General features: G+C 73.6%; 18 protein-coding genes and 1 pseudogene. 9 read left to right on the forward strand and 10 right to left on the reverse strand.

The window, feature by feature from the left end:
* Positions 1-982: type VII secretion protein EccB (gene eccB / locus DKT69_RS10230; protein WP_109801327.1), on the reverse strand; the 982-nt coding region annotated here is incomplete at its 3' end.
* A gap of 181 nt (positions 983-1,163) precedes the next feature.
* On the opposite strand from eccB, the gene DKT69_RS10235 reads away from it, so the two are divergent.
* The 5 genes from DKT69_RS10235 (at position 1,164) to DKT69_RS10255 (ending at position 5,107) form a co-directional block, all read left to right on the forward strand.
* A complete protein-coding gene (locus DKT69_RS10235) occupies positions 1,164-1,433 on the forward strand; it encodes a metal-sensitive transcriptional regulator (protein ID WP_109801328.1) in 270 nt (89 codons plus the stop codon).
* Between the two features lie 130 nt (positions 1,434-1,563).
* On the forward strand, positions 1,564-2,964 hold the full coding sequence (locus tag DKT69_RS10240) for an MBL fold metallo-hydrolase (protein WP_109801329.1): 1,401 nt from the start codon (positions 1,564-1,566) through the stop codon (positions 2,962-2,964).
* A gap of 85 nt (positions 2,965-3,049) precedes the next feature.
* Positions 3,050-3,655 carry a rhodanese-like domain-containing protein gene (locus DKT69_RS10245; protein ID WP_109801330.1) on the forward strand — a complete coding sequence of 202 codons (606 nt, stop codon included), beginning with the start codon at positions 3,050-3,052 and terminating at the stop codon, positions 3,653-3,655.
* Positions 3,652-4,560, forward strand: a complete 909-nt coding sequence (locus DKT69_RS10250) for a sulfite exporter TauE/SafE family protein (protein ID WP_109801331.1) — start codon at positions 3,652-3,654, stop codon at positions 4,558-4,560. Before DKT69_RS10245 ends, DKT69_RS10250 begins: the two co-directional genes overlap by 4 nt.
* Positions 4,499-5,107 (forward strand): class I SAM-dependent methyltransferase, encoded by a 609-nt coding sequence (locus DKT69_RS10255; RefSeq protein WP_109801332.1) that lies wholly within the window; start codon positions 4,499-4,501, stop codon positions 5,105-5,107. The genes DKT69_RS10250 and DKT69_RS10255 overlap by 62 nt, the downstream gene beginning before the upstream one ends.
* Before the next feature lie 36 nt (positions 5,108-5,143).
* On the opposite strand, the gene DKT69_RS10260 is transcribed toward DKT69_RS10255, so the two are convergent.
* A complete protein-coding gene (locus DKT69_RS10260) occupies positions 5,144-6,148 on the reverse strand; it encodes a zinc-binding dehydrogenase (protein ID WP_201749568.1) in 1,005 nt (334 codons plus the stop codon).
* A gap of 171 nt (positions 6,149-6,319) precedes the next feature.
* On the opposite strand from DKT69_RS10260, the gene DKT69_RS10265 reads away from it, so the two are divergent.
* Together DKT69_RS10265 and DKT69_RS10270 are read left to right on the forward strand one after the other, a co-directional pair.
* Positions 6,320-7,033 (forward strand): polyamine aminopropyltransferase, encoded by a 714-nt coding sequence (locus DKT69_RS10265; RefSeq protein WP_109801334.1) that lies wholly within the window; start codon positions 6,320-6,322, stop codon positions 7,031-7,033.
* Between the two features lie 39 nt (positions 7,034-7,072).
* Positions 7,073-8,296: pseudogene (locus tag DKT69_RS10270) on the forward strand (AMP-binding protein); the annotation flags it as partial.
* A gap of 140 nt (positions 8,297-8,436) precedes the next feature.
* Here DKT69_RS10270 and DKT69_RS10275 read toward each other — a convergent pair.
* Together DKT69_RS10275 and DKT69_RS10280 are read right to left on the reverse strand one after the other, a co-directional pair.
* Positions 8,437-10,251 carry an acyl-CoA dehydrogenase gene (locus DKT69_RS10275; protein ID WP_109801335.1) on the reverse strand — a complete coding sequence of 605 codons (1,815 nt, stop codon included), beginning with the start codon at positions 10,249-10,251 and terminating at the stop codon, positions 8,437-8,439.
* A gap of 25 nt (positions 10,252-10,276) precedes the next feature.
* On the reverse strand, positions 10,277-11,731 hold the full coding sequence (locus DKT69_RS10280) for an ATP-binding protein (RefSeq protein ID WP_109801336.1): 1,455 nt from the start codon (positions 11,729-11,731) through the stop codon (positions 10,277-10,279).
* A gap of 283 nt (positions 11,732-12,014) precedes the next feature.
* On the opposite strand from DKT69_RS10280, the gene DKT69_RS10285 reads away from it, so the two are divergent.
* Entirely contained in the window at positions 12,015-12,698 is a 684-nt protein-coding gene (locus DKT69_RS10285) for an esterase/lipase family protein (protein ID WP_236647525.1), read from the forward strand.
* A gap of 124 nt (positions 12,699-12,822) precedes the next feature.
* Here DKT69_RS10285 and DKT69_RS10290 read toward each other — a convergent pair whose 3' ends face one another.
* Both DKT69_RS10290 and DKT69_RS10295 read right to left on the reverse strand, forming a co-directional pair.
* Positions 12,823-13,962: a fatty acid desaturase family protein gene (locus DKT69_RS10290; RefSeq protein ID WP_109801338.1), complete on the reverse strand. Its 1,140-nt coding sequence runs from the start codon at positions 13,960-13,962 to the stop codon at positions 12,823-12,825.
* A 14-nt stretch (positions 13,963-13,976) separates the two neighbouring features.
* A complete protein-coding gene (locus DKT69_RS10295; protein WP_109801339.1) occupies positions 13,977-15,068 on the reverse strand; it encodes a ferredoxin reductase in 1,092 nt (363 codons plus the stop codon).
* A gap of 83 nt (positions 15,069-15,151) precedes the next feature.
* Here DKT69_RS10295 and DKT69_RS10300 point away from each other — a divergent pair, with 83 nt between their 5' ends.
* The gene (locus DKT69_RS10300; RefSeq protein ID WP_109801349.1) at positions 15,152-16,378 is read left to right on the forward strand and encodes a PucR family transcriptional regulator; all 1,227 of its coding nucleotides are present in this window, start codon (positions 15,152-15,154) and stop codon (positions 16,376-16,378) included.
* Here DKT69_RS10300 and DKT69_RS37690 read toward each other — a convergent pair.
* From DKT69_RS37690 to DKT69_RS10310, 4 genes are all read right to left on the reverse strand, one after another.
* Positions 16,264-17,058, reverse strand: a complete 795-nt coding sequence (locus DKT69_RS37690; protein ID WP_146231022.1) for a hypothetical protein — start codon at positions 17,056-17,058, stop codon at positions 16,264-16,266. The genes DKT69_RS10300 and DKT69_RS37690 overlap by 115 nt on opposite strands.
* Before the next feature lie 108 nt (positions 17,059-17,166).
* The gene (abc-f, locus tag DKT69_RS10305; RefSeq protein WP_109801340.1) at positions 17,167-18,801 is read right to left on the reverse strand and encodes a ribosomal protection-like ABC-F family protein; all 1,635 of its coding nucleotides are present in this window, start codon (positions 18,799-18,801) and stop codon (positions 17,167-17,169) included.
* A 342-nt stretch (positions 18,802-19,143) separates the two neighbouring features.
* The gene (locus DKT69_RS38240) at positions 19,144-19,296 is read right to left on the reverse strand and encodes a hypothetical protein (protein ID WP_161557795.1); all 153 of its coding nucleotides are present in this window, start codon (positions 19,294-19,296) and stop codon (positions 19,144-19,146) included.
* Positions 19,297-19,324: 28 nt separating this feature from the next.
* Positions 19,325-20,341 carry an alcohol dehydrogenase catalytic domain-containing protein gene (locus DKT69_RS10310; RefSeq protein ID WP_109801341.1) on the reverse strand — a complete coding sequence of 339 codons (1,017 nt, stop codon included), beginning with the start codon at positions 20,339-20,341 and terminating at the stop codon, positions 19,325-19,327.
* Positions 20,342-20,436: the final 95 nt, after the last annotated feature.

Here is a 20,436-nt window from a genome sequence, read left to right on the forward strand (position 1 = left end):
TGCCCAAGCTGCCCGGCCCGGTGGGGACCCGGCCGGGCAGCTTGGGCAGGGCGGCGAACCGGCCCAGCGTGATCGGCTCCGGCTCGCCCTGTCCGGTGCGGGCGAGCAGCAGGCCGGCCTGGAGTTCGGTGATGCCGGCCAGGCCGTCCCGCTCGGCCACCGCGTACTGCCGGCCGCCGCCCGAGTTGCGCACCAGGTAGACGTCGCCGACGGTGGCGCCGGTGACCCGGGCGGAGCGTTCGCCGAGGCCGCGCACCGTGGGCGGGGCCAGGTCGGCGCCGGCCGGCACGATGTTGAGCAGCGCCGGCGCCACCGGCACCGCCCGGTCCCGGGTCGCGGCCAGGGCCGCCAGCACCCGGTCGGTGTCGCGGAGCAGGTGGCGCCGGTGATGCCAGAGCAGGTGCAGGCTCCCGTCCGGGTGCCGCAGCAGCACCCCCTGCTCGCCGAGGGGCCGGCCGCCGGTCGCGTCCCGGCCGATCAGCAGCGCCGAGCCGGGCTCGGTGCGTCCGACTTCGGTCGAGATGACCGAGCAGACCGTCCATGGCGCGGTGGAGAGCCTGCCCGGCGCGGGCAGCGAGTCCGGAGCGTCGGCGATGCCCAGTGGCAGCCCGCGCGGCACGCCCTCGATCGAGCGCCGGGAGACCAGCACGGTCTTCGGCCGGTCGGCGCCGATGATGAGCAGGGCGGAGGCGTAGTTGAGCACCGGGTGCAGCCGCTGCTCGCGGTAGACGAACCGGGCGCCGGACTCCTTCTCCACGATCACCGCGCCGGCGTCCCGCCAGGAGCTGCCACCACCGGCGAACAGGCCGTAGAGAGCGAACCCGCCCAGGCCGATCACCGCGACCAGGACGCTGGCCAGTCCCGCGCCGGCCAGCCGCCGGAACGGCGACTGGGCGGGGTCGGTCTCCCGCATCACCAGCGCGGCCACCGCCCGCTGCACGGTGAACTGGTACGAGTGGAGCTGGTCCTGCCGCGAAGGCATGCGGTCCCTTCCCTGAATCGGTCGGGGCACAGGATAAGCGTTCCGTCGATGTGTCGAGGACCCTGCGTCGCCATTCCGCGCCCAATGGGCGTTTCAGGCGGCTCGGCCCGGCAATACCCTCGGGGGTATGTCGCAGGACGGCTACCCCCGGGGGTATGTTGGAGCGTAGGAGGTGGCGCAAGTGAAGCTACGACCGGAGATGACCGGCGAGGCGTTGACCCGGCTCAAGCGGGCCCGGGGGCAACTCAACGCGGTGATCGAGATGATGGAGAGCGGGCAGGACTGCCGGGAGGCGCTGACCCAGCTCGCCGCCGTGTCCAAGGCGATCGACCGGGCCGGCTTCAAGATCATCACGTCGGGGATGCGGCACTGCAACGCCGCGCGGGAGCGTGGCGAGACCCCGGAGATGACTGAGGAGGAGCTCGAGAAGCTCTTCCTCTCCCTCGCCTGACCCACGACCGTACGACCTGACGCCCGCGTCGTGTGAACCCGGCGCGGGCGGGTACGCGCACCCCCGCGACCCGGGCGGACGTGTACCTGCCACATACCCCCGAGGGTATCGGACAAAGGGAGAACCGAACATGACCGTCGAGGTGTCCGTGATCACCACGTCCTCGTTGGGCGACCGGAGCTACCTGGCCAGCGACGGCACGATCGCGCTGGTGGTCGACCCGCAGCGCGACATCGACCGGGTGCTGCGCCTGGCGGGCGAGCAGGGCGTCCGGATCACCCACGTGCTGGAGACCCACGTACACAACGACTACGTCTCCGGCGGGCTGCACCTCGCCCGGGTGACCGGCGCGCAGTACCTGGTCGCCTCCGCTGACGACGTCCGGTTCGACCGGGTGGGGGTCGCCGACGGCGACACCGTCGCCGTGGGGAACTCGCTGCGCCTGCGAGTGGTCGGCACGCCCGGCCACACCTTCCACCACCTGTCGTACGTCCTCGACGAGGCGACCGACGCCGGCTGGCGGCCGGTCGGCGTCTTCACCGGCGGCTCGCTGCTCTTCGGCACCACCGGCCGCACCGACCTGCTCGGCGAGCAGCACGCCCACGAGCTGGCCCACCACCAGCACGCCTCGGCACGCCGGCTCGCCGACCTGCTGCCCGACGGGGCGCAGGTATGGCCGACGCACGGCTTCGGCAGCTTCTGTTCGGCCGCCCAGGCCGACGCCCCCGAGTCGACCATCGGCCGGGAGAAGCAGGCCAACCAGGTGCTCCGGCTCGCCGCCGACGAGTTCGTCACCGAGACCCTCGCCGGGCTGGACGCCTACCCGGCGTACTACGCGCACATGGGGCTGGCGAACGCCGCCGGTCCGGCGCCCGTCGACCTGACCCCGGTGACCCGGGCCGACGCGGGACAGCTGCGGGACCGGATCGCCGCCGGCGAGTGGGTGGTCGACCTGCGCACCCGCAAGGCGTACGCCGCCTCCCACCTGGCCGGCACGGTCAGCCTCGGCCTCGACGGGCCGATGTCCACCTGGCTCGGCTGGCTGATCGACTGGGGCACCCCGGTCACCCTGCTGGCCGAGACCCCCGGGCAGGTCGCCGACGCGCAGCGCGAGCTGGTCCGGATCGGCATCGACCGGCCCGCCGCCCAGGCCACCGGCGACCCCGCGGACTGGACGGCCGGGCCCGGGCAGCTGCGGGAGCTGCGTACCGCCGACTTTCCGGCCCTCGCCGCCGCCCGCGGTGCCGCCGCCCCCGACGGCCTGCCCGGCCCCGACGTGGTCCTAGACGTGCGGATGACCTACGAGTGGCGGGCCGGCCACGTCGACGGGGCCGTGCACGTCCCGCTGCCCGACCTCCCGCGCCGGCTGGCCGACGTCCCGCCGGGCGTGGTCTGGGTGCACTGCGGCTCCGGCTACCGGGCCACCGCAGCGGCGTCCCTGCTCGCCAACGCCGGCCGCGAGGTCGTCGTCATCGACGACAAGTTCGGCAACGCCGAGCCGGCGGGCGTCGCCATGGCCCAGAAGCCCTGACCCGGCTGCGACACCTGCCGCCGCTTCGCGCCGGCCGGTCCCACCCTGCCCGCCGACAACGGTGTTGCGCCACGAACGAGGAGACATGAGCACTTCCGAGACCACCTGCCCCGCCAAGCTCGACGCCGGCGCCCTGCGCGAGCTGATCGACTCGGGCCAGGGGCCCCGACTGCTCGACGTGCGCACCCCCGCCGAGTTCGAGACGTCCCACATCCCCGGCGCCTACAACGTCCCGCTGGACCTGCTCCGGGAGCACCGCGAGGAGCTGCGCAACCACCTGGCCGAGGATGTGGTGCTGATCTGCCGCTCCGGCGCCCGCGCCACCCAGGCCGGGCAGGCCCTCGCCGGGGCCGGACTACCGAACCTCAAGATCCTCGACGGCGGCATGCTGGCCTGGCAGGCCGCCAACGCGCCGGTCAAGCAGGGCGCACCCCGCTGGGACCTGGAACGGCAGGTCCGCCTCGTCGCCGGCTCGATCGTCCTGGTCAGCATCCTGGCCTCGGTCTTCGTGCCCGGGCTCAAGTGGGTCGCCGGATTCATCGGCGCCGGCCTCACCTTCGCCGCGGTGACCAACACCTGCACGATGGGCATGCTGCTCGGCAAGCTGCCGTACAACCGGGGCGCCAGCTGCGACCTGGACACCATCGTCGGTAAGTTGCGCGACGGCACGGCCGCCGGGCGGCGGGCATGACCGCGAGCATCCTGCTGACCGTCGGGCTGGCCGTGCTGATCGGGATCAGCCTGGGCCTGCTCGGCGGCGGCGGGTCCATCCTCGCCGTGCCGCTGCTGGTCTACGTCGCCGACCTGCCGGCCAAGGAGGCGATCGCCACCTCGCTGCTCGTCGTCGGCGCCACCAGCGCGGTGGGTGTCCTACCGCACGCCCGGGCGGGACGGGTCCGCTGGCGCACCGGCCTGATCTTCGGCTTCGCCGGCATGACCGGCGCCTACGCGGGCGGTCGCCTGGCCGAGTTCATCCCGGCCGGGTTCCTGCTCACCGGGTTCGCGGTGATGATGCTGGCCACCGCGGTCGCGATGATCCGGGGCCGGCGCGCCGCCGAGGGTCGACCGGTGCCGCACGAGCTTCCCGCGCTGCGGGTGATCCTCGACGGGGTGGTGGTCGGGCTGGTCACCGGTCTGGTCGGCGCCGGCGGCGGCTTCCTGGTGGTGCCCGCACTCGCCCTGCTCGGCGGCCTGCCGATGCCGGTCGCGGTCGGCACCTCCCTGGTGGTCATCGCGATGAAGTCCTTCGCCGGCCTGGCCGGCTACCTCTCCAGCGTGAGCATCAACTGGGGCCTGGCCGCCGGGGTGACCGTCGCCGCCATCGCCGGCAGCTTCGCCGGTGGGCAGCTCGCCGGGCGCATCCCCGCCGACCTCCTGCGCAGGTCGTTCGGCTGGTTCGTCGTGGTGATGGGCGTCTTCGTCCTCGCCCAGCAGCTCCCCGCCGAGGTGGGTCTGGGGCTGGCGGTGACGGCGGCGTTCGCGTCGACCGGTACGGTCGCGGTAGCGGTGTGCCGCCGCCGGAGGGAGAACCACAGTGGACAGCAGCGCCTGGGACACCCGGTACGCCAACACGCCGGGTCTGGTGTGGAGCGCTGAGCCCAACCGTTTCGTCGTCGAGTCGGTCGCCGGGCTGGACCCCGGCAGCGCGCTCGACCTGGCGGCAGGGGAGGGACGCAACGCGGTCTGGCTGGCCGGCCAGGGCTGGCGGGTCACGGCCGTGGACTTCTCCCCGGTGGCCGTCAAGCGGGGCCGCGAGCTGGCCAACCGGCAGGGCGTACCGGTCGAGTGGCGGGTCGCGGACGTGACCACGTACCGGCCGGTGCCGGGCAGCTACGACCTGGTCCTGATCAGCTACCTGCACCTGCCCGCCGCGGAACTGGCCGGAGTGCTCGCCGCCGCCCGGAGCGCGCTGCGCCCCGGTGGCACGATCGTCGTCGTCGGCCACGACCGGGCGAACCTCGACGGCGGGACGGGCGGACCGCAGGACCCGGCGATCCTGCTCACCCCCGAGGCGGTCGTCGACGGGCTCGCCGGCATGCGGATCCAGCGGGCCGAGACCGCCCGCCGGCCGGTGCCCACCGAGGGCGGCGACAGCGTGGACGCCCTCGACACGGTGGTCGTCGCGGCCCGCCCCAGCGGCTGATCCCGCACCGCCGCGCGCGGCGCGCCGGCCGACCGGTCAGGGGCGCAGGATGAGCCGGATCGGGTTGCCCTCCTTGTCGTGGACCCGCCGCACGGCCTCGGCCGCGTCGGCCAGCGGCAGCACATCGCTGACCGAGGCGGTCAGGTCGAGCCGGCCCTGAGCGGCGAGCGACACGAGTTGCTCGACGTGTTGCGCCTCCGAGCCGTAGTGGCCGAGCACGGCCTGCCGGCTGTAGTTGAACCGGCTGTCCGAGGGGATGGTGAGCGGCTGGTTGGCGATGCCGGTGAGCACCAGCCGGCCCTGCCGGCCGAGCACGGTCATGGCCTGCTCGCGTGCCGGGGTGACGCCGGCGAAGTCGAACGCGACGTCCAGACCGCGGGCGTTGGTCACGTCCAGCACGGCGTCCCGGAAGGCGGCGTCCTTCGGGTCCAGGGCAATGTCGGCGCCGAGGGTCAGCGCCCGGTCCCGGGCCGCCGGCAGCGGATCCACGGCGATGACCGGCGCCGCGCCGACCAGCAAGAGCAGTTGCACCGCGTGCGCGCCGAGGCCGCCGACCCCCCACACCGCGACCGCTTCCCCCGGCCGGGTGCGGGCGGTGTCGGTCACCGCCGCCCACGGGGTGGAGACCGCGTCGGGGATGATGCAGGCCTGCTCGAACGGGAGGGCGTCGGGGATCGGCATGACGGTGTCCTCGCGGGCCAGCGCGTACTCGGCCCAGCCGCCGTCGTAGTCCACGCCCCGGGTGAGCAGGGTGCCGCTCCGGTCCCGCTCCCCCGCCTGGAGCAGCACCCGCTGGCCCGGCTGCCAGCCCTCGACCTCCTCCCCCAGCGCGTCGACCGTCCCGGCCACCTCGTGACCGAGGGTCACCACGTCGCCGGACAGGTACAGCGGGGTGAGCGTGCCGTCGATCAGGTGCACGTCCGACAGGCACACCCCGGCGGCGGCGACCCTGATCCGGACCTGCCCGCGGCCCGGCTCGGGCACCGGCACCGACTCCATCCGCAACGCCCGCCCGGTCACGTGCAACCGTCCGGCCAGCATCTCCGCCACCGCGCTCCCCTTCCGCTCCGACGTCCTCGACCGGGTGGCTTACCCGGGCCGGGGCGTGGGATGCCGCCGGCGGCGGGGAAAAGCCCGGGCGGCCGGGATCGTCCGGCGGCCGGCCGGCGGGCCGGTAACATCCGGTGACGGAACCGGCGGAGAGGACCACCCGTGGGCGCGCGATTCGAAGAACTGGCCTGGCGGGAGACCCCGATCGGCGAGATCAGCCTGCGCCGGCGGCGCGACCCGGCGCTCGACGTCGACGTGTACGAGGTGAAGCTCGACGACGAGTTCCTGATGTCCAGCCTGTTCCCGGTCGCGGAGATCGAACTCGCCCGGCTCGGGCTGGCCACGCTGAACGGCGACGCCCTGGACGTGGTGGTCGGCGGGCTCGGCCTCGGCTACACGGCGCGGACCGCGTTGGAGGACCCGCGGGTCCGCTCGTTGGTGGTGGTGGAGGCCATCGAGGACGTGATCGACTGGCATCGCCGAGACCTGCTCCCCTTCACCGCCGGGCTGGCCACCGATCCGCGTACCCGGTTCGTCCGGGCCGACTTCTTCGCCGCCGTCGCCGGCGGGAGCGGGTGGGACCCGGACGCGCCGGGACGTCGGTTCCACGCGGTGCTGCTCGACGTCGACCACTCGCCGCGCCAGGTGCTGCACCCCAGCCACGCCGACTTCTACACGGTCGCCGGACTGCGCCGGCTCGCCGACCTCCTGCACCCCGACGGGGTCTTCGCGCTCTGGTCGAACGACCCGCCCGACCCGGCGTTCCAGCGGGTGCTGACCGAGGTGTTCCCGACCTCGGTGGCGCACGTCGTCCGGTTCCCCAACCCGTTGCAGGGCCGGGAGTCCGCGAACACGGTCTACGTGGCCCGGCACTGACCTCGCCCGGGCCTCGGCGACCGGCCAGCTACGCCGAGGGCGCTGCCGCCGCTCAAGCGGTGGGCCCTGCGGCTGCCGCTGCACAAGACCCGCGCCGCCCGGGCCGCGATGACGGCGCCGGCCCCCGGCACGCTCTCCTGGGCGGAACTGGTCGCCACCGCCGGCCCCCTCCCGGCCGACCACCCGGCGCCCGGCCCGGACGACACCGCGCTGCTCCAGTACACCGGCGGCACCACCGGCACCCCGAAGGGCGCCATCCTCACCCACCGCAACCTGCGGGCCAACGCCGCGCGGGGCCGCGCCTGGGTGCCGGGCCTGCGCGACGGCGAGGAGACGGTGTACGCCGTCCTGCCGCTCTTCCACGCGTACGGGCTGACGCTGTGCCTGACCTTCTCGATGGGCATCGGCGCCACCCTGGTGCTCTTCCCCCGGTTCGACCTCGACCAGGTCCTCGACGCGGTACGCCGCCGCCCGCCGACCTTCCTGCCCGCCGTGCCGCCGATCTACGAGCGGCTCGCCACCGCCGCCCGCAAGCGCGACATCGACCTCAGCTCGGTCCGGTACGCCATCTCGGGGGCGATGGCGCTGCCGCCCGCCACCGTGGAGCTGTGGGAGTCGGTCACCGGCGGCCTGCTGGTCGAGGGGTACGGCATGACCGAGACCTCCCCGATCACCCTGGGCAACCCGGTCTCCCCGGCCCGCCGGCGCGGCACCGTCGGCGTGCCCGTTCCGTCCACCGAGATCCGGATCGTCGACCCGGAGGACCCGAGCCGGCACCAGCCCCCGGGCGAGGCCGGTGAGCTGCTGGTCCGCGGCCCGCAGGCGTTCGCCGGCTACTGGGGGCGCCCCGAGGACACGGCCGCGGTGCTGCTGCCGGACGGCTGGCTGCGTACCGGCGACGTGGTGACGATGGACCCGGACGGCTTCGTCACCGTGGTGGACCGGATCAAGGAGCTGATCATCACCGGCGGCTTCAACGTCTACCCGTCGGAGGTGGAGGAGGCGCTGCGCCGGGTGCCCGGCGTGCGCGACGCGGCGGCGGTCGGCCTGCCCGGCGAGCACGGCGGCGAGGAGGTGGTGGCGGCGGTCGTGCTGGACCCGGCGAGCCCCACCGCCGCCGAGGACGTCCGTTCCGGCTGCCGGCAGCACCTCGCCGGCTACAAGGTGCCCCGCCGCATCGTCGTGGTGGAGGACCTGCCCCGGTCGCAGATCGGCAAGGTCCTCCGCCGCGAGGTCCGCGACCGGCTCCTCGCCGGGGACTGACCCGGCCGGGCCGCGGCCCGACCCGTCGGGACCGGGGCGCGGCCCGACCCGTCGGGACCGGGGCGCGGCCCGACCCGTCGGGACCGGGGCGCGGCCCGACCCGTCGGGACCGGGGCGCGCGCCCCGGCCCGTCGGGGCGGTCAGAACCAGCTCTCCCGGGTGTCCAGGGTGGTCCGGTCGAGGCTCTCCAGCAGGTCGAACTGGGGCTCGGTGCGGGGCAGCTCGTGCCGGAAGAAGTACCGGGCGGCCTGCCGCTTGCCGGCGAGAAAGTCGGCGTCCGGCCCGTCCGGGGCGCCCGCCGCCTCGACGACGAGCAGCTGCTCCAGCCACATCCAGGCGATCACCACATGCCCGACGGCCTCCAGGTAGACGCTGGCGTTCGCCAGCGCCGGCTCCGGGTCGCCGCTGGCCCAGAGCCGGCGGGTCACCACGCCGATCCGGTCCACCGCCGCGCCGAGCTGGGCGGCCAGCTCGGCCGCCTCCCCCTCGGCCTTCCAGGCCCGGGTGACCGTCGCGCCGATCGTCTCCAGCAGCAGCGCCAGCCCGGCGCCACCCTGCATGGTCGCCTTCCGGCCGAGCAGGTCCAGCGCCTGGATGCCGTGGGTGCCCTCGTGGATCGGGTTCAGGCGGTTGTCCCGCCAGTGCTGCTCGACGTCGTAGTCACGGGTGTAGCCGTACCCGCCGTGCACCTGGATGGCCAGGTCGTTGGCGGCCAGGCACCATTGCGACGGCCAGCTCTTGGCGATCGGGGTGAGCATGTCCAGCAGGAGGTGGGCCCGGCTGCGGTCGGCCTCGACCGGGGCGGTCTTCTCCTCGTCGAGCAGCCGGCCACAGTAGAGGACGAGGGCGAGCGCGCCCTCCACGTAGCTCTTCTGGGCCAGCAGCATCCGGCGGACGTCGGGGTGGGCGACGATCGGCACCTGCGGCGTGGTGGGGTCCTTGTCGGCGAGCGGGCGGCCCTGCGGGCGCTGACGGGCGTACGCGACGGACTTGAGGTACCCGGTGTAGCCGAGTGCGGTCGCGCCGGCGCCGACGCCGATCCGCGCCTCGTTCATCATGTGGAACATCTGCGCCAGCCCCTGGTGCGGCTCCCCGACCAGGTAGCCGACCGCACCCGCCCGCCCGTACGGCCGGTGCACCCCCTCCCCGAAGTTGAGCAGGGTGTTGGTGGTGCCCCGGTAGCCCATCTTGTGGTTGAGGCCGACCAGCACCACGTCGTTGCGTGGCCCGAGGGCGCCGTCGGCGTCGAGGAGCACCTTGGGCACGATGAACAGTGAGATCCCCTTGACCCCCGGCGGGCCGCCGGGGATCCGGGCCAGCACCAGGTGGACGATGTTCTCGGCCAGCTCGTGGTCGCCGCCGGAGATCCACATCTTGGTGCCGACCAGCCGGTACGTCCCGTCGGACTGCGGCTCGGCCCGGGTGGTGATGTCGGCGAGGGAGCTGCCGGCCTGCGGCTCGGACAGGCACATGGTGCCGAAGAAGCGCCCCTCCACCATGGGGCGTACCCAGGTGTCGATCTGCTCGGCGCTGCCGTGGGTGAGCAGCAGGTTGGCGTTGCCCAGGGTGAGGAACGGGTACGCGGCGGTGCCGACGTTGGCCGCCTGGAACCAGGCGAAGCAGGCGGCGGAGACGGCGTGCGGCAGCTGCATCCCGCCGATCGACTCGTCCATGCTGGCGGCCAGCAGCCCGGTCTGGGCGAAGACGTCCAGGGCCGCCTTGACCTGCGGGATGGTGTGCACCCGGCGGCCGTCGAAGGTGGGCTCGGCGCTGTCGGCGGCCCGGTTGTGCGGGGCGAAGTGCTCGGCGGCCACCCGGGCGGCCAGGTCCAGCACGTCGTCGAACGTCTCCCGGGAGTGCTCGGCGTAGCGGGGCCGCTCGGTCAGCCGGGTCACGTCCAGCCAGTCGTGCAGCAGGAACACCAGGTCCCGACGGGACAGCAGGGTGGACGACAAGGGGTCTCCTTCCGTCGGGCCGGGCTCAGCCGCGGTGCAGCCCCGCGACGGCCTCTCGCAGGTCATCCTGGCTGATCGGGCCGGCCGGCGCACCCTCGGTCGCCTCCCGCATCGCCTTGGCCAGCTGCACCCGGCGCAGCACCTCGCGGATGTCCGCGCCGGTCAGGCCGGCGGTGAGCGCGGCCAGCTCGGCCGGGTCGACGTCGGCGGTGAACATCCGGAAACCGGGCCCCTCGTGCCGCGCGATCAGCTCCCGGATCATCTTGGTGATGATCTCGGCGCGGCCGGACTCGTCCGGCGCGGGGATGGCGAGCTTGACGTCGAAGCGTCCGGAGCGGATGAGCGAGGCGTCCACTCGCTGCGGGAAGTTGGTGGTGGCCACCACGATCACGTCGGGGTTCTCCTCGAACAGGGTGTTCATCTCCTGCTTGAAGATGCCGGCGACCGCGTTGACCGCCTGGCTGGCGGCGTCCCCGCCCGCCCCGGCGTAGCTGATGATGCTTTCGAACTCGTCGAAGAGCAGCACGGTGGGCTGCCGGTAGCGGCGGGCCTCCCGGAAGATCTGCTTGATGTTGCGCTCGGAGCCGCCGAGGTACTTGTCGAGGATCTGCGGAGTGCGGATCTCGCGGAAGTCGGCGCCGATCTCGTTGGCCAGGGCCCGGGCCAGCATGGTCTTGCCGGTGCCGGGCGGGCCGTACATGAGGATGCCCTGCGGGCGGCGGGCGCCCCAGCGGGCCATCACCTGCGGGTGGCGGAACGACACCGCGATCTCCCGGAACCGGGCGACCACCTCGGCCAGGCCGCCGACCTGGTCCAGGGTGACCGCCTCGGTGCGCGGCACGGCCGGGACCGCCGCCGGCGCGGGTCGGCGGCCCACGCTGTAGGACCGGTCGCGCAGCGCCCCCTCGCCGGCCAGCTCGCGCACCACGTGCAGCACCAGGCCGACCATCGCCCGCAGGTGCGTCGGGCCGGCCTCGCCGCCGGGCACGGCCGCGCGCAGGGTCACTGTCCGCCCGCCGTCGGGACTCTCGTCGTACGTGACCTCGGGGTGCAGGCCGTGCGCGGCGGCCTCGCGCAGTGCCGCGGCCCCGGCCAGGTCCTCCCCGACGCCGGTGCCGGTGGGCCGGAGCCCGAGCCGGCGCGACGCCTCGGCGAGCAGCCCACCGGCGGTCGGATCGGTGCCGGCCAGCCGGCGGGCGAGCAGCACTCCGGCCGGGCCGGCGACGCCCAGGGCCAGCAGCCCGACCGCGCGGCCGGCGGAGGTGCGGACCTCCGCGTCGAAGCGGTGCGTGCCGTCGGCGGCCCGGACGGTGAGTCGCACGGCGCGCACCGGGGCGGGGAAGGTGGCGTCGGCGAGCAGCTCGACCGGGCCGGCGCCGGCCGCGGCGAGCAGCCCGGCGGCGTCGACGATGGTCACCCGGGCGCCGAACAGGGTGAAGGTCTCGGCGTCCGGCCGGAGGTCGTGCCCGTTTCCCGTCATGGACCCACGTCCCTCCGCCTGCGGTGACCTCCGGAAAGTCTGCCAGGCACCCCCGGAGACCCGCCACCACCCGCTGGCGTCGCCGGTCGACCGACAGTCACCTTGCATCGATGTATTGACATCTGATGGCAACCCGTCGGTAACATTCCCGCACCTCGGACGACGTGGGTCCCCCCGAGCCCGTGTCGCACCCCCTCCGAGGTGCCGAACAGGCACGTGGACGGCTCGTGGGCGGCCCGCCGACCGGCGGCGCCGCCGGTCTCCCCCGGAAGGACCCACCCCCGTGGCATCGCTCCTGACGAGATGGCTGCTCGCCCTCACGGTCGCCACCGCGACCCTGGTCGGCCTCCCCTCCCCCGCGCAGGCCGCCTCGTACACGCCGTCGAGCAACCCGATCCTGTTCGTGCACGGCTGGAACAGCAGCGCCTCGACCTGGAACACGATGATCAGCCGCTTCCAGGCCGACGGGTGGCCGTCGAGCCACCTGCGGGCGTTCTCCTACAACACCAGCCAGTCCAACGCGACCACCGCGCAGACGGTCAGCCAGGAGGTCGACAAGCTGCTGGCCGGCACCGGCGCGACCAAGGTGGACATCATCACCCACTCGATGGGCGGGCTGTCCTCCCGTTACTACCTGAAGAACCTCGCCGGCAGCGGCAAGGTCGACCGATGGGTCTCCCTCGGCGGCCCCAACCACGGCACCAGCTCGGCGAACACCTGCGTCAGCACCGCCTGCGTGGAGATGCGGGTCAGCTCGGCCTTCCTCGCCACCCTCAACTCCGGCGACGAGACGCCCGGCGCCTTCGGCTACGGCACCTGGCGCTCCCCCTGTGACGGGGTCATCAACCCGGTGGACAGCACGATCCTCTCCGGCGCGACCAACACCCAGACGGCCTGTGTCTTCCACACCAGCCTGCAGAACGACGCCACCATCTACGGCCAGGTGCGGGACTTCGTCAACCCGTGACACCCACCGCCCGGCGGTAGTCCACGCACACCGGCAGGAACGACAGCGGCCCGGCCGGCCCGGACACCGAGAGATGGGTGTCCGGTCGGCCGGGCCGACGTGCGAGGCCGGGTCGGGCGACGGGTCAGGCCGCCCCGGAGGAGACCAGCGCCGGCGCGACCGGCTGCCTCCGGTCGCGGCGCCGGTTCGGCAGGGAGAGCCGGATGACCTTCCACCACGCGGAGGCGACCTGCTTGGGCAGCGGGCCGGTGGTGTACTTCAGCCCGTACCGGTCGAAGAGCGCCCGGACCTGCGGGGCGATCTCCTGGTAGCGGTTGCTCGGCAGGTCGGGGAAGAGGTGGTGCTCGATCTGGAACGACAGGTTGCCGGTCATGATGTGCATCAGCTTGCTGCCGCTGATGTTGGCCGAGCCGAGCATCTGCCGCAGGTACCACTCGCCCCGGGTCTCGCCCTCGATCGAGGTCTTCTCGAAGGTCTCCACTCCGTTCGGGAAGTGCCCGCACATGATCACCGAGTGGCTCCACACGTTGCGGATCAGGTTCGCGGTGAAGGTCGCGGCCAGCGTGCTCAGGAAGGACGGGCCGGACAGCAGCGGGTGCACGATGTAGTCCTTGAGCACCTGGCGACGGATCTTGCGACCGACCGCGCGGGCCCTGGCCCGGAACTCCGGGGCCTTGTGCCGGCCCTCGCGCAGGTTGTGGCCAAGCTCCAGGTCGTACGCGGCGATGCCGTACTGGAAGAAACAGGCGTTGATCAGGTTCCACAGCGGCTGGCCGAGGTGGACCGGGTGCCAGGGCTGGTCCTCGTCGACGCGCATGATGCCGTACCCGAGGTCGTTGTCCTTGCCGATCACGTTGGTGTACCGGTGATGCAGCTGGTTGTGCGAGTGCTGCCACTGGTCGGGCGGGGAGACGTGGTCCCAGTCCCAGGTAGTGGAGTGGATCTTCGGGTCGCGCATCCAGTTCCACTGCCCGTGCAGGACGTTGTGACCGATCTCCATGTTGTCCAGGATCTTCGCCACCGCGAGGCCGGCGGTGCCCACGATCCAGGCCGGCGGGAAGAAGGAGAAGAGCAGCACCGCGCGGCTGCTCAGCTCCAGCGTCCGATGGGTCTTGATCACCTTGCGGATGTAGCGGGCGTCCCGCTCCCCCCGGTCGGCGATCACCCGGTCCCGGATCGCGTCCAGCTCCTTGCCGATGATCTCGATGTCCTCGGCGCTCAGGTGGGCGATCGGGTTGACGGCCTTCTTCTGGATCACGGTCACGTGCAGGCCTCCTCTCAGAGTTCGATGTCGCAGGTACCGGCCGCCGCCGACACGCAGGTCTGGATGAGCACGCCGTCGCCGGGGACGGCGGTGGTGAGGTCGCCGTTGCGCAGGTCGCGTACGGCGCCCTGGCGCAGCGGGAGCACGCAGCCGAAGCAGATCCCCATCCGGCACCCGGAGGGCATCAGCACGCCGGCGTTCTCGCCGGCGTCGAGGATCGGGGTGGCGCCGTCGGCCTCGACGGTCGTCCCGGAGCCGGTGAAGGTGACCGTGCCGCCCTCCCCGGGGGAGATCACGGTGGGGCGGAACCGCTCGGTGTGCAGCCGCTCGGCGACGCCTCGGGAGGTCCAGTACCCCTCGACCGCGTCGAGCATGCCGACCGGGCCGCAGGCCCAGGTCTCCCGCTCGACGTGGTCGGGGACCAGGTCGTCGAGTTCGTGCACGCCGAGCAGCCCGTCGGTGTCGGTGTGCCGCTCGACCAGCCGCAGCGCGCCCCGCTCGGCGAGCGCCCGCAGTTCCGCACCGAAGATCACGTCGTCCGGGGTGGGCGCGGAGTGCACCAGCACCACGTCGGCGCGGGTGTGCAGGCCGGCGCGGAGCATCGCCATGACCGGGGTGATGCCGCTGCCCGCGGTGAGCAGGAGGACCCGCTCCGGAGCCGACTCGGGCAGCACGAAGTCGCCCTGCGCCTGGTCGAGCTGGACGATCGTCCCGGGCCGCGTGCGGCGGACCAGGTGGTTGCTGACCTTGCCGTCCGGGATCGCCTTGACGGTGATCGCGAGGCGGCCGTCCCGGCTGCCGGGCACCGAGGTGACCGAGTAGGCGCGCCACTGGCGGACCCCGTCGACGTCCACGCCGAGGCGCACGTACTGTCCGGGGACGTGGCCGCGCCAGCCCCGGCCGGGCTGGATGACCACGGTCGCCGCGTCCCGGGTCTCCGGTCGCACGGCGACGATCCGGCCGCGCAGGGCGGCGCCGGCGCGCAGCGGCGCGACCAGGTCGAGGTAGTCCTCCGGCAGCAGCGGGGTGGTGACCGTCTCGGCCAGCCGCAGCAGCCTGGCGCGGAAGGAGACCTTCCCGGGGGGCCGCGGGACAGTTGTGGTCATATGACCAGGGTGGCCGCGCAATCGCATAACATCTTGACCGGCAAAGGTGAATCAGCGGCAGGTTTTTGTTCGGGGAGAACAACATGTCCGACCAGTCCGGGACGACCCGGCGGGCCGCCCGCCTCGAACTGGACGAGCGGGTGGCCGCCCGGCTCCGCGGCCGCCTCCCCGTGGTGGCCGAGCGGACTGTCAGCGCGATCACCGGCGAGGTGCCGGGCTACTCCGGCGCCCTCACCGGCACCATGCGGGAGAAGATCGAGAACGCGGTACGCATCGCGCTCGGCACGTTCCTTCAGCTCCTCGAGAAGGCCCAGTCCTCCGACCCGAGCACCCCGCTGACCCCCGCCCTGGAGGCCGCGTACGCGCTCGGCAGCGGGGAGGCGCGCTCCGGCCGGAGCATGGACGCGCTGCTGGCCGCGTACCGGATCGGGGCCCGGGTGGCCTGGCGGGAGGTCTCCACCACCACGGTGCAGGCCGGGCTGGCGGCCGAGACCGTCGCCGAGTTCGCCGAGCTGATGTTCGCCTACATCGACGAGCTCTCCGCCGCCAGCGTCGCCGGGCACGCCGACGAGCTGGCCAGCGCCGGCCGGGTCCAGCGCCGGTACCTGGAGCGGCTGACCCAGCAGCTGTTGGCCGGCGAGCCGGAGGAGACCCTGCGCCGCAGCGCCGAGCGGGCGGAGTGGCCGCCGCCGCAGACGCTCACCGTCGTGCTGCTGCCGCGCCGCAACCTGCGCCCGGTGCTCGCGCTGCTCAGCCCGCACACCCTGGAGAGCGGGGAGGACCTGCCCGGGGTCGACCTCGCCGAGGAGCTGGCCGTACTGCTGGTGCCGGACGCGCACGGCGCCGGCCGCCGGCAGCTCGCCCGGGTGCTGCGGGGGCATCGGGCGGTGCTCGGGCCGGCACGCCCGTGGAGCCGGGTGGGCACCTCCTATGAGCGGGCCACGCGGGCGCTGGCGCTCGGCCTCGGACGGCCCGACGCCGGGCCGCTGGACACCGAGGAGCACCTCGCCGAGCTGGTGCTCAGCATGGACCCGGAGGGGCTGGCCGACCTGCGGGCCCAGGCGCTGAAGCCGTTGGAGTCGCTGCCGCCGGCCACCGCGCACCGGCTGGCCGAGACGCTGCGGTCGTGGCTGCTGCACCAGGGCCGGCGCGACGACGTGGCGGCCGACCTGTTCGTGCACCCGCAGACGGTGCGCTACCGGATGGGCCAGCTGCGCGAGCTGTACGGCGACCGCCTCCACGACCCGGCCACCGTCCTCGACCTCACCCTCGCGCTGGCGATGCCCCCGGCCGCCCCCGAACCGGAGTGAGCCGGGGCGGCCGACGCCGAGCTCAGCGTCACCGGGATGCGCGGAAGCGGGTGAGGCCGGCGGAGACCGCCACGGCTCCTCGCCGACGTCCGGCGGGCGTCAGCCGACGTCCTGGCGTTGCCCGGTGACCCGGGCCGGGCCGACGCTCGTGAGCGGCACGGCTCGTCGATGACGAACGTGGGGACCGGCACCCCGGCCGTGTTCCGGTCGTTGGCCTTGCCCAGGAACTGGGTGGCGAAGGCGAGCAGCGTCGCGGCGCCGAGGACGAGCGCGGCGGTCGCGAACACCAGCGCGTTGCCGTCGAGGACGATGCCCAGCGGGCTGCCCGGCATGACGAGGCCCCAGGCCGCCGCCGCGAGCGCCGCGGCGGCGCACTCCAGGACGGGGAACCGGCGGTGGTCGGCGTCGGGCGTGCTCTCCGGCGACGTCACCTTCCGGTAGTAGCCGGCGAACGGCGCGAGGAACGCGAACACCACGAAGATCACGTACGCCGACCACCGGAACGCGCCGTACCCGGCGCCCACGTCGGCGGCGAGGACGATGCCGACCAGCGCCGTGTACGCGGCCAGGGTCTCGGACGGGATGGCGGCCACCAGCACTTCGGTGGCCGATCCGGTCTGTTCGCCGACCGGACGCACGTCACGCTCGACGGCGAGTTCTGCCAGGCTGCGGGCACTCATCGCCCTCACCACCCCTCACATTCGCGACACTCACTCCATACCGGTCAGAGTGCCTCCCAAGTGGTCGGTGACGCCACGAGCGAACGGTCCTCCCGGCCTCCTGTCGGACTAGTCGTCGGGTGCGTCCGTCTCACGCAGCCCGCCCTCGTCGAGCCGCAGCCAGCGCTCCACCTTGATCTCCGTCAGGAACCGCACGTCGTGGCTGACCACCACGAACGCGCCCTGGTACGCCCCGAGCGCGCTCTCCAACTGCCCGACACTGACCAGGTCCAGGTTGTTGGTGGGCTCGTCGAGCAGCAGCAACTGCGGCGCCGGTTCGGCGCACAGCACGCAGGCCAGGGTGGCGCGCAGCCGCTCACCGCCAGAGAGCGCCCCGACCGGCAGTTGGGCGCGGGAGCCCCGGAACAGGAACCGGGCGAGCAGGTTCATCCGCTGCGCGTCGGGCATCCCGGGGGCGAACGCGGCCAGGTTCTCCGCCACCGTGCGGTCCAGGTCCAGCAGGTCCAGCCGCTGGGACAGGTACGCGACCCGGCCGTCGGCCCGCCGGACCCGGCCACCCTCCGGCGTCAGGTCACCGTGGATCAGTCGCAGCAGGGTCGACTTGCCGACGCCGTTGGGCCCGGTCAGCGCGATCCGCTCCGGTCCCCGGATCACCAGGTCGACGCCGTCGCCGGCGAAGAGGGCCCGGTCGCCGCGGCGCACCTGCATCCGTTCGCCGAGGAACACCGTCCGTCCCGCCGGGACGTTGGTGCCCGGCAGCTCCAGCGTGATCTTCTGCTCGTCGCGCAGGGCCCGGCCCGCCTCGTTGAGCCGGGCCCGCGCCTCGCCGACCCGCGCGGCGTGCGTCTCGTTCGACTTCCCCGCCGACTCCTGCGCGCCCCGCTTCATCGTCCCGGCGAAGATCTTCGGCAGCCCGGCGCTCTTCAGATTTCGCGCGGCGTTGCCGGCCCGGCGTTCGGCCCGCTCCCGCGCCTGCTGCATCTCCCGCTTCTCCCGCTTGACCTCCTGCGCGGCGTTGCGGACGTTGCGCTCCGCGACGTCCTGCGCGGCGCGGACGGCCTCCTCGTACGTGGTGAAGTTCCCGCCGTAGGAGCGGACCCCGCCCCGGTCGAGTTCGAGGATGCGGTCCATCCGGTCGAGCAGCGCCCGGTCGTGGCTTACCAGCAGCAGGCAGCCGGTCCACTCCTCGAGCACCGCGTACAGCTTGCGGCGGGCGTCGAGGTCGAGGTTGTTGGTCGGCTCGTCGAGCAGCAGGACGTCGGGCCGCTTCAGCAGCTGCGCGGCGAGCCCGAGGGAGACGACCTGGCCGCCGCTGAGGGTGTGCAGCCGGCGGTCGAGCGAAACGTCGCCGAGGCCGAGCCGGTCCAGTTCGGCGCGGCTGCGCTCCTCGACGTCCCAGTCGTCGCCGAGGGTGGCGAAGTGCTCCTCGCCGGCGTCTCCGGACTCGATGGCGTGCAGTGCCGCGAGCCGGTCGGCGACCCCCAGCACCTCGGCGACGGTCCGCGCCCCGTCCAGCGGCAGGTCCTGCGGCAGGTGACCGAGGACGCCCCGGACGGAGACGCCGCCGCCCGTGGGCCGGTACTTGCCCGCGATCAGCTTGAGCAGGGTGCTCTTGCCGGCGCCGTTGGGCCCGACGAGGCCGGTGCGTTCCGCGCCGACGGTGACGGAGAGGTCCGTGAAGACCGGGGTGCCGTCCGGCCAGGAGAAGGAGAGGTTCGAGCAGGTGATGTACGCGTCGGACATGTGGCGTCCTCGTGGTGATGCGGGCGCGCGCGGCAGGGCGGCCCGGCGGGGAACAGGGCTCGTGGAACGACGGCACGGCGCCACGGCGGCTGCGCTGAGGCGCGCCTGCCGGGGCCGGGTCCGGTGTCACCCGGAGATGTCGTCGTCGCCCGCCATGTCTGGTCTCCCTGTTCCGATCACTCGGTGCCAACCCTAACAGCGTCCGGCCGCTGCCGACGGCCCGTGCCGCGGTCGTCCGCCCGGACGGACGACCGCGGTGGTCAGCATCACCGAGCCGGGACCCCTCGACGCGCTGGACCGGATCGCGGCCCTGGAGCCGGTCGGCCGGGCATCTGTCGGTCCCTACTCGAACTGGATGTCCTGCAGCACGCCCTCCTGTCCCTTGAGCGCCCACAGGCCACCGCCACCGAGCACCCGGGCGCTGACCGAGGTCGACTCGTTCCAGCGGTCCATGCCGCCGTGCACGGCGATGACCTTCGCCAACAGCTCGTTCATGACCTGTTCCTCGTGCCGAATGTCGGATTCAGGCGGCCACGTCGAGCACGACGCGGAACCGGGCCCGGCCGGTGAGCATGTGGGCGTACGCCTCGGGCGCCTCGGCGAACGGGCGGACCTCATTCCTCGACCGCACCCCCCGTCGCACGCTGAAGTGGAGGTTGTCCTCGTTCTCGATGGAGCTGCCGGTCAGGCTCCCAGCGATGGCCCGGGTGCCGAAGATCAGGTCGGCGGGCTGCACCGAGATCGGGTCGAAGCCGGCGCCGACCACGACCAGCCGGCCGCGCGGTGCCAGCCCCGGGACCAGCGCGGACATCGACGCGCCGCTCGCCGCGGTGGCGACGATCGCCGCCGCGCCGCCGAGTTTCTGCAGGGCGGCGCCGACGTCCTCGGTGGTGCTGTCGAGGTAGGTCTCGGCGCCCAGCTCCGTCGCGAGTCCCGCCTTCTCCGTGCCGCGCGCGATGGCGACGACGCGGTAGCCCAGCTCGCGGGCGTACTGCAGGCCGAGGTGGCCGAGCCCGCCGATACCCTGGACGGCCACCAGGGCGCCGGGACGGGCGTCGAGCCCCTGGAGCGCCTGGTACATGGTCAGTCCGGCGCAGAGCAGCGGAGCGGCGTCGGTCGCGGCGAGGCGGTCCGGGATCCGCACGAGGCCGCTGGCTCGGGCATACGCGACCTCGGCGTATCCACCGTCCACGGTAGTGCCGGTCAGCGGCTGGGCGGCGCAGTTCACGAAGTCGCCGCGGCGGCAGGAGTCGCACTCGCCGCAGTGGCCGTTGAGGAAGCCGACGCCGACCCGGTCGCCGGGGCGCCACGCGGTCACGCCGGCGCCGACCGCGTCGATGACGCCGACGATCTCGTGGCCGGGCACGATCGGCGTCGACGGGTCGCGGAGCAGTCCGTTGACGGCGAGGGTGTCGGTGTGACAGACCCCGCAGGCCTGTACCCGCAGCCGCACCTGGCCGGGCGTCGGGTCGGTCAACTCGCGCTCAACCAGGGCGAACTGCCCTGCACCGGTCACCTCGAAGGCACGGTAGGTGGTCATCATGATCCTCACGTTCGATGGAAGGACGCCGGTCGTTGGCGTATGACCGGTCGTCTTGGAAGGGAGACAAAAAAGGGGGGCGCCGCCGCCGCCGG

The organism is Micromonospora sicca, assembly GCF_003172935.1.
Lineage (GTDB): Bacteria > Actinomycetota > Actinomycetes > Mycobacteriales > Micromonosporaceae > Micromonospora > Micromonospora sicca.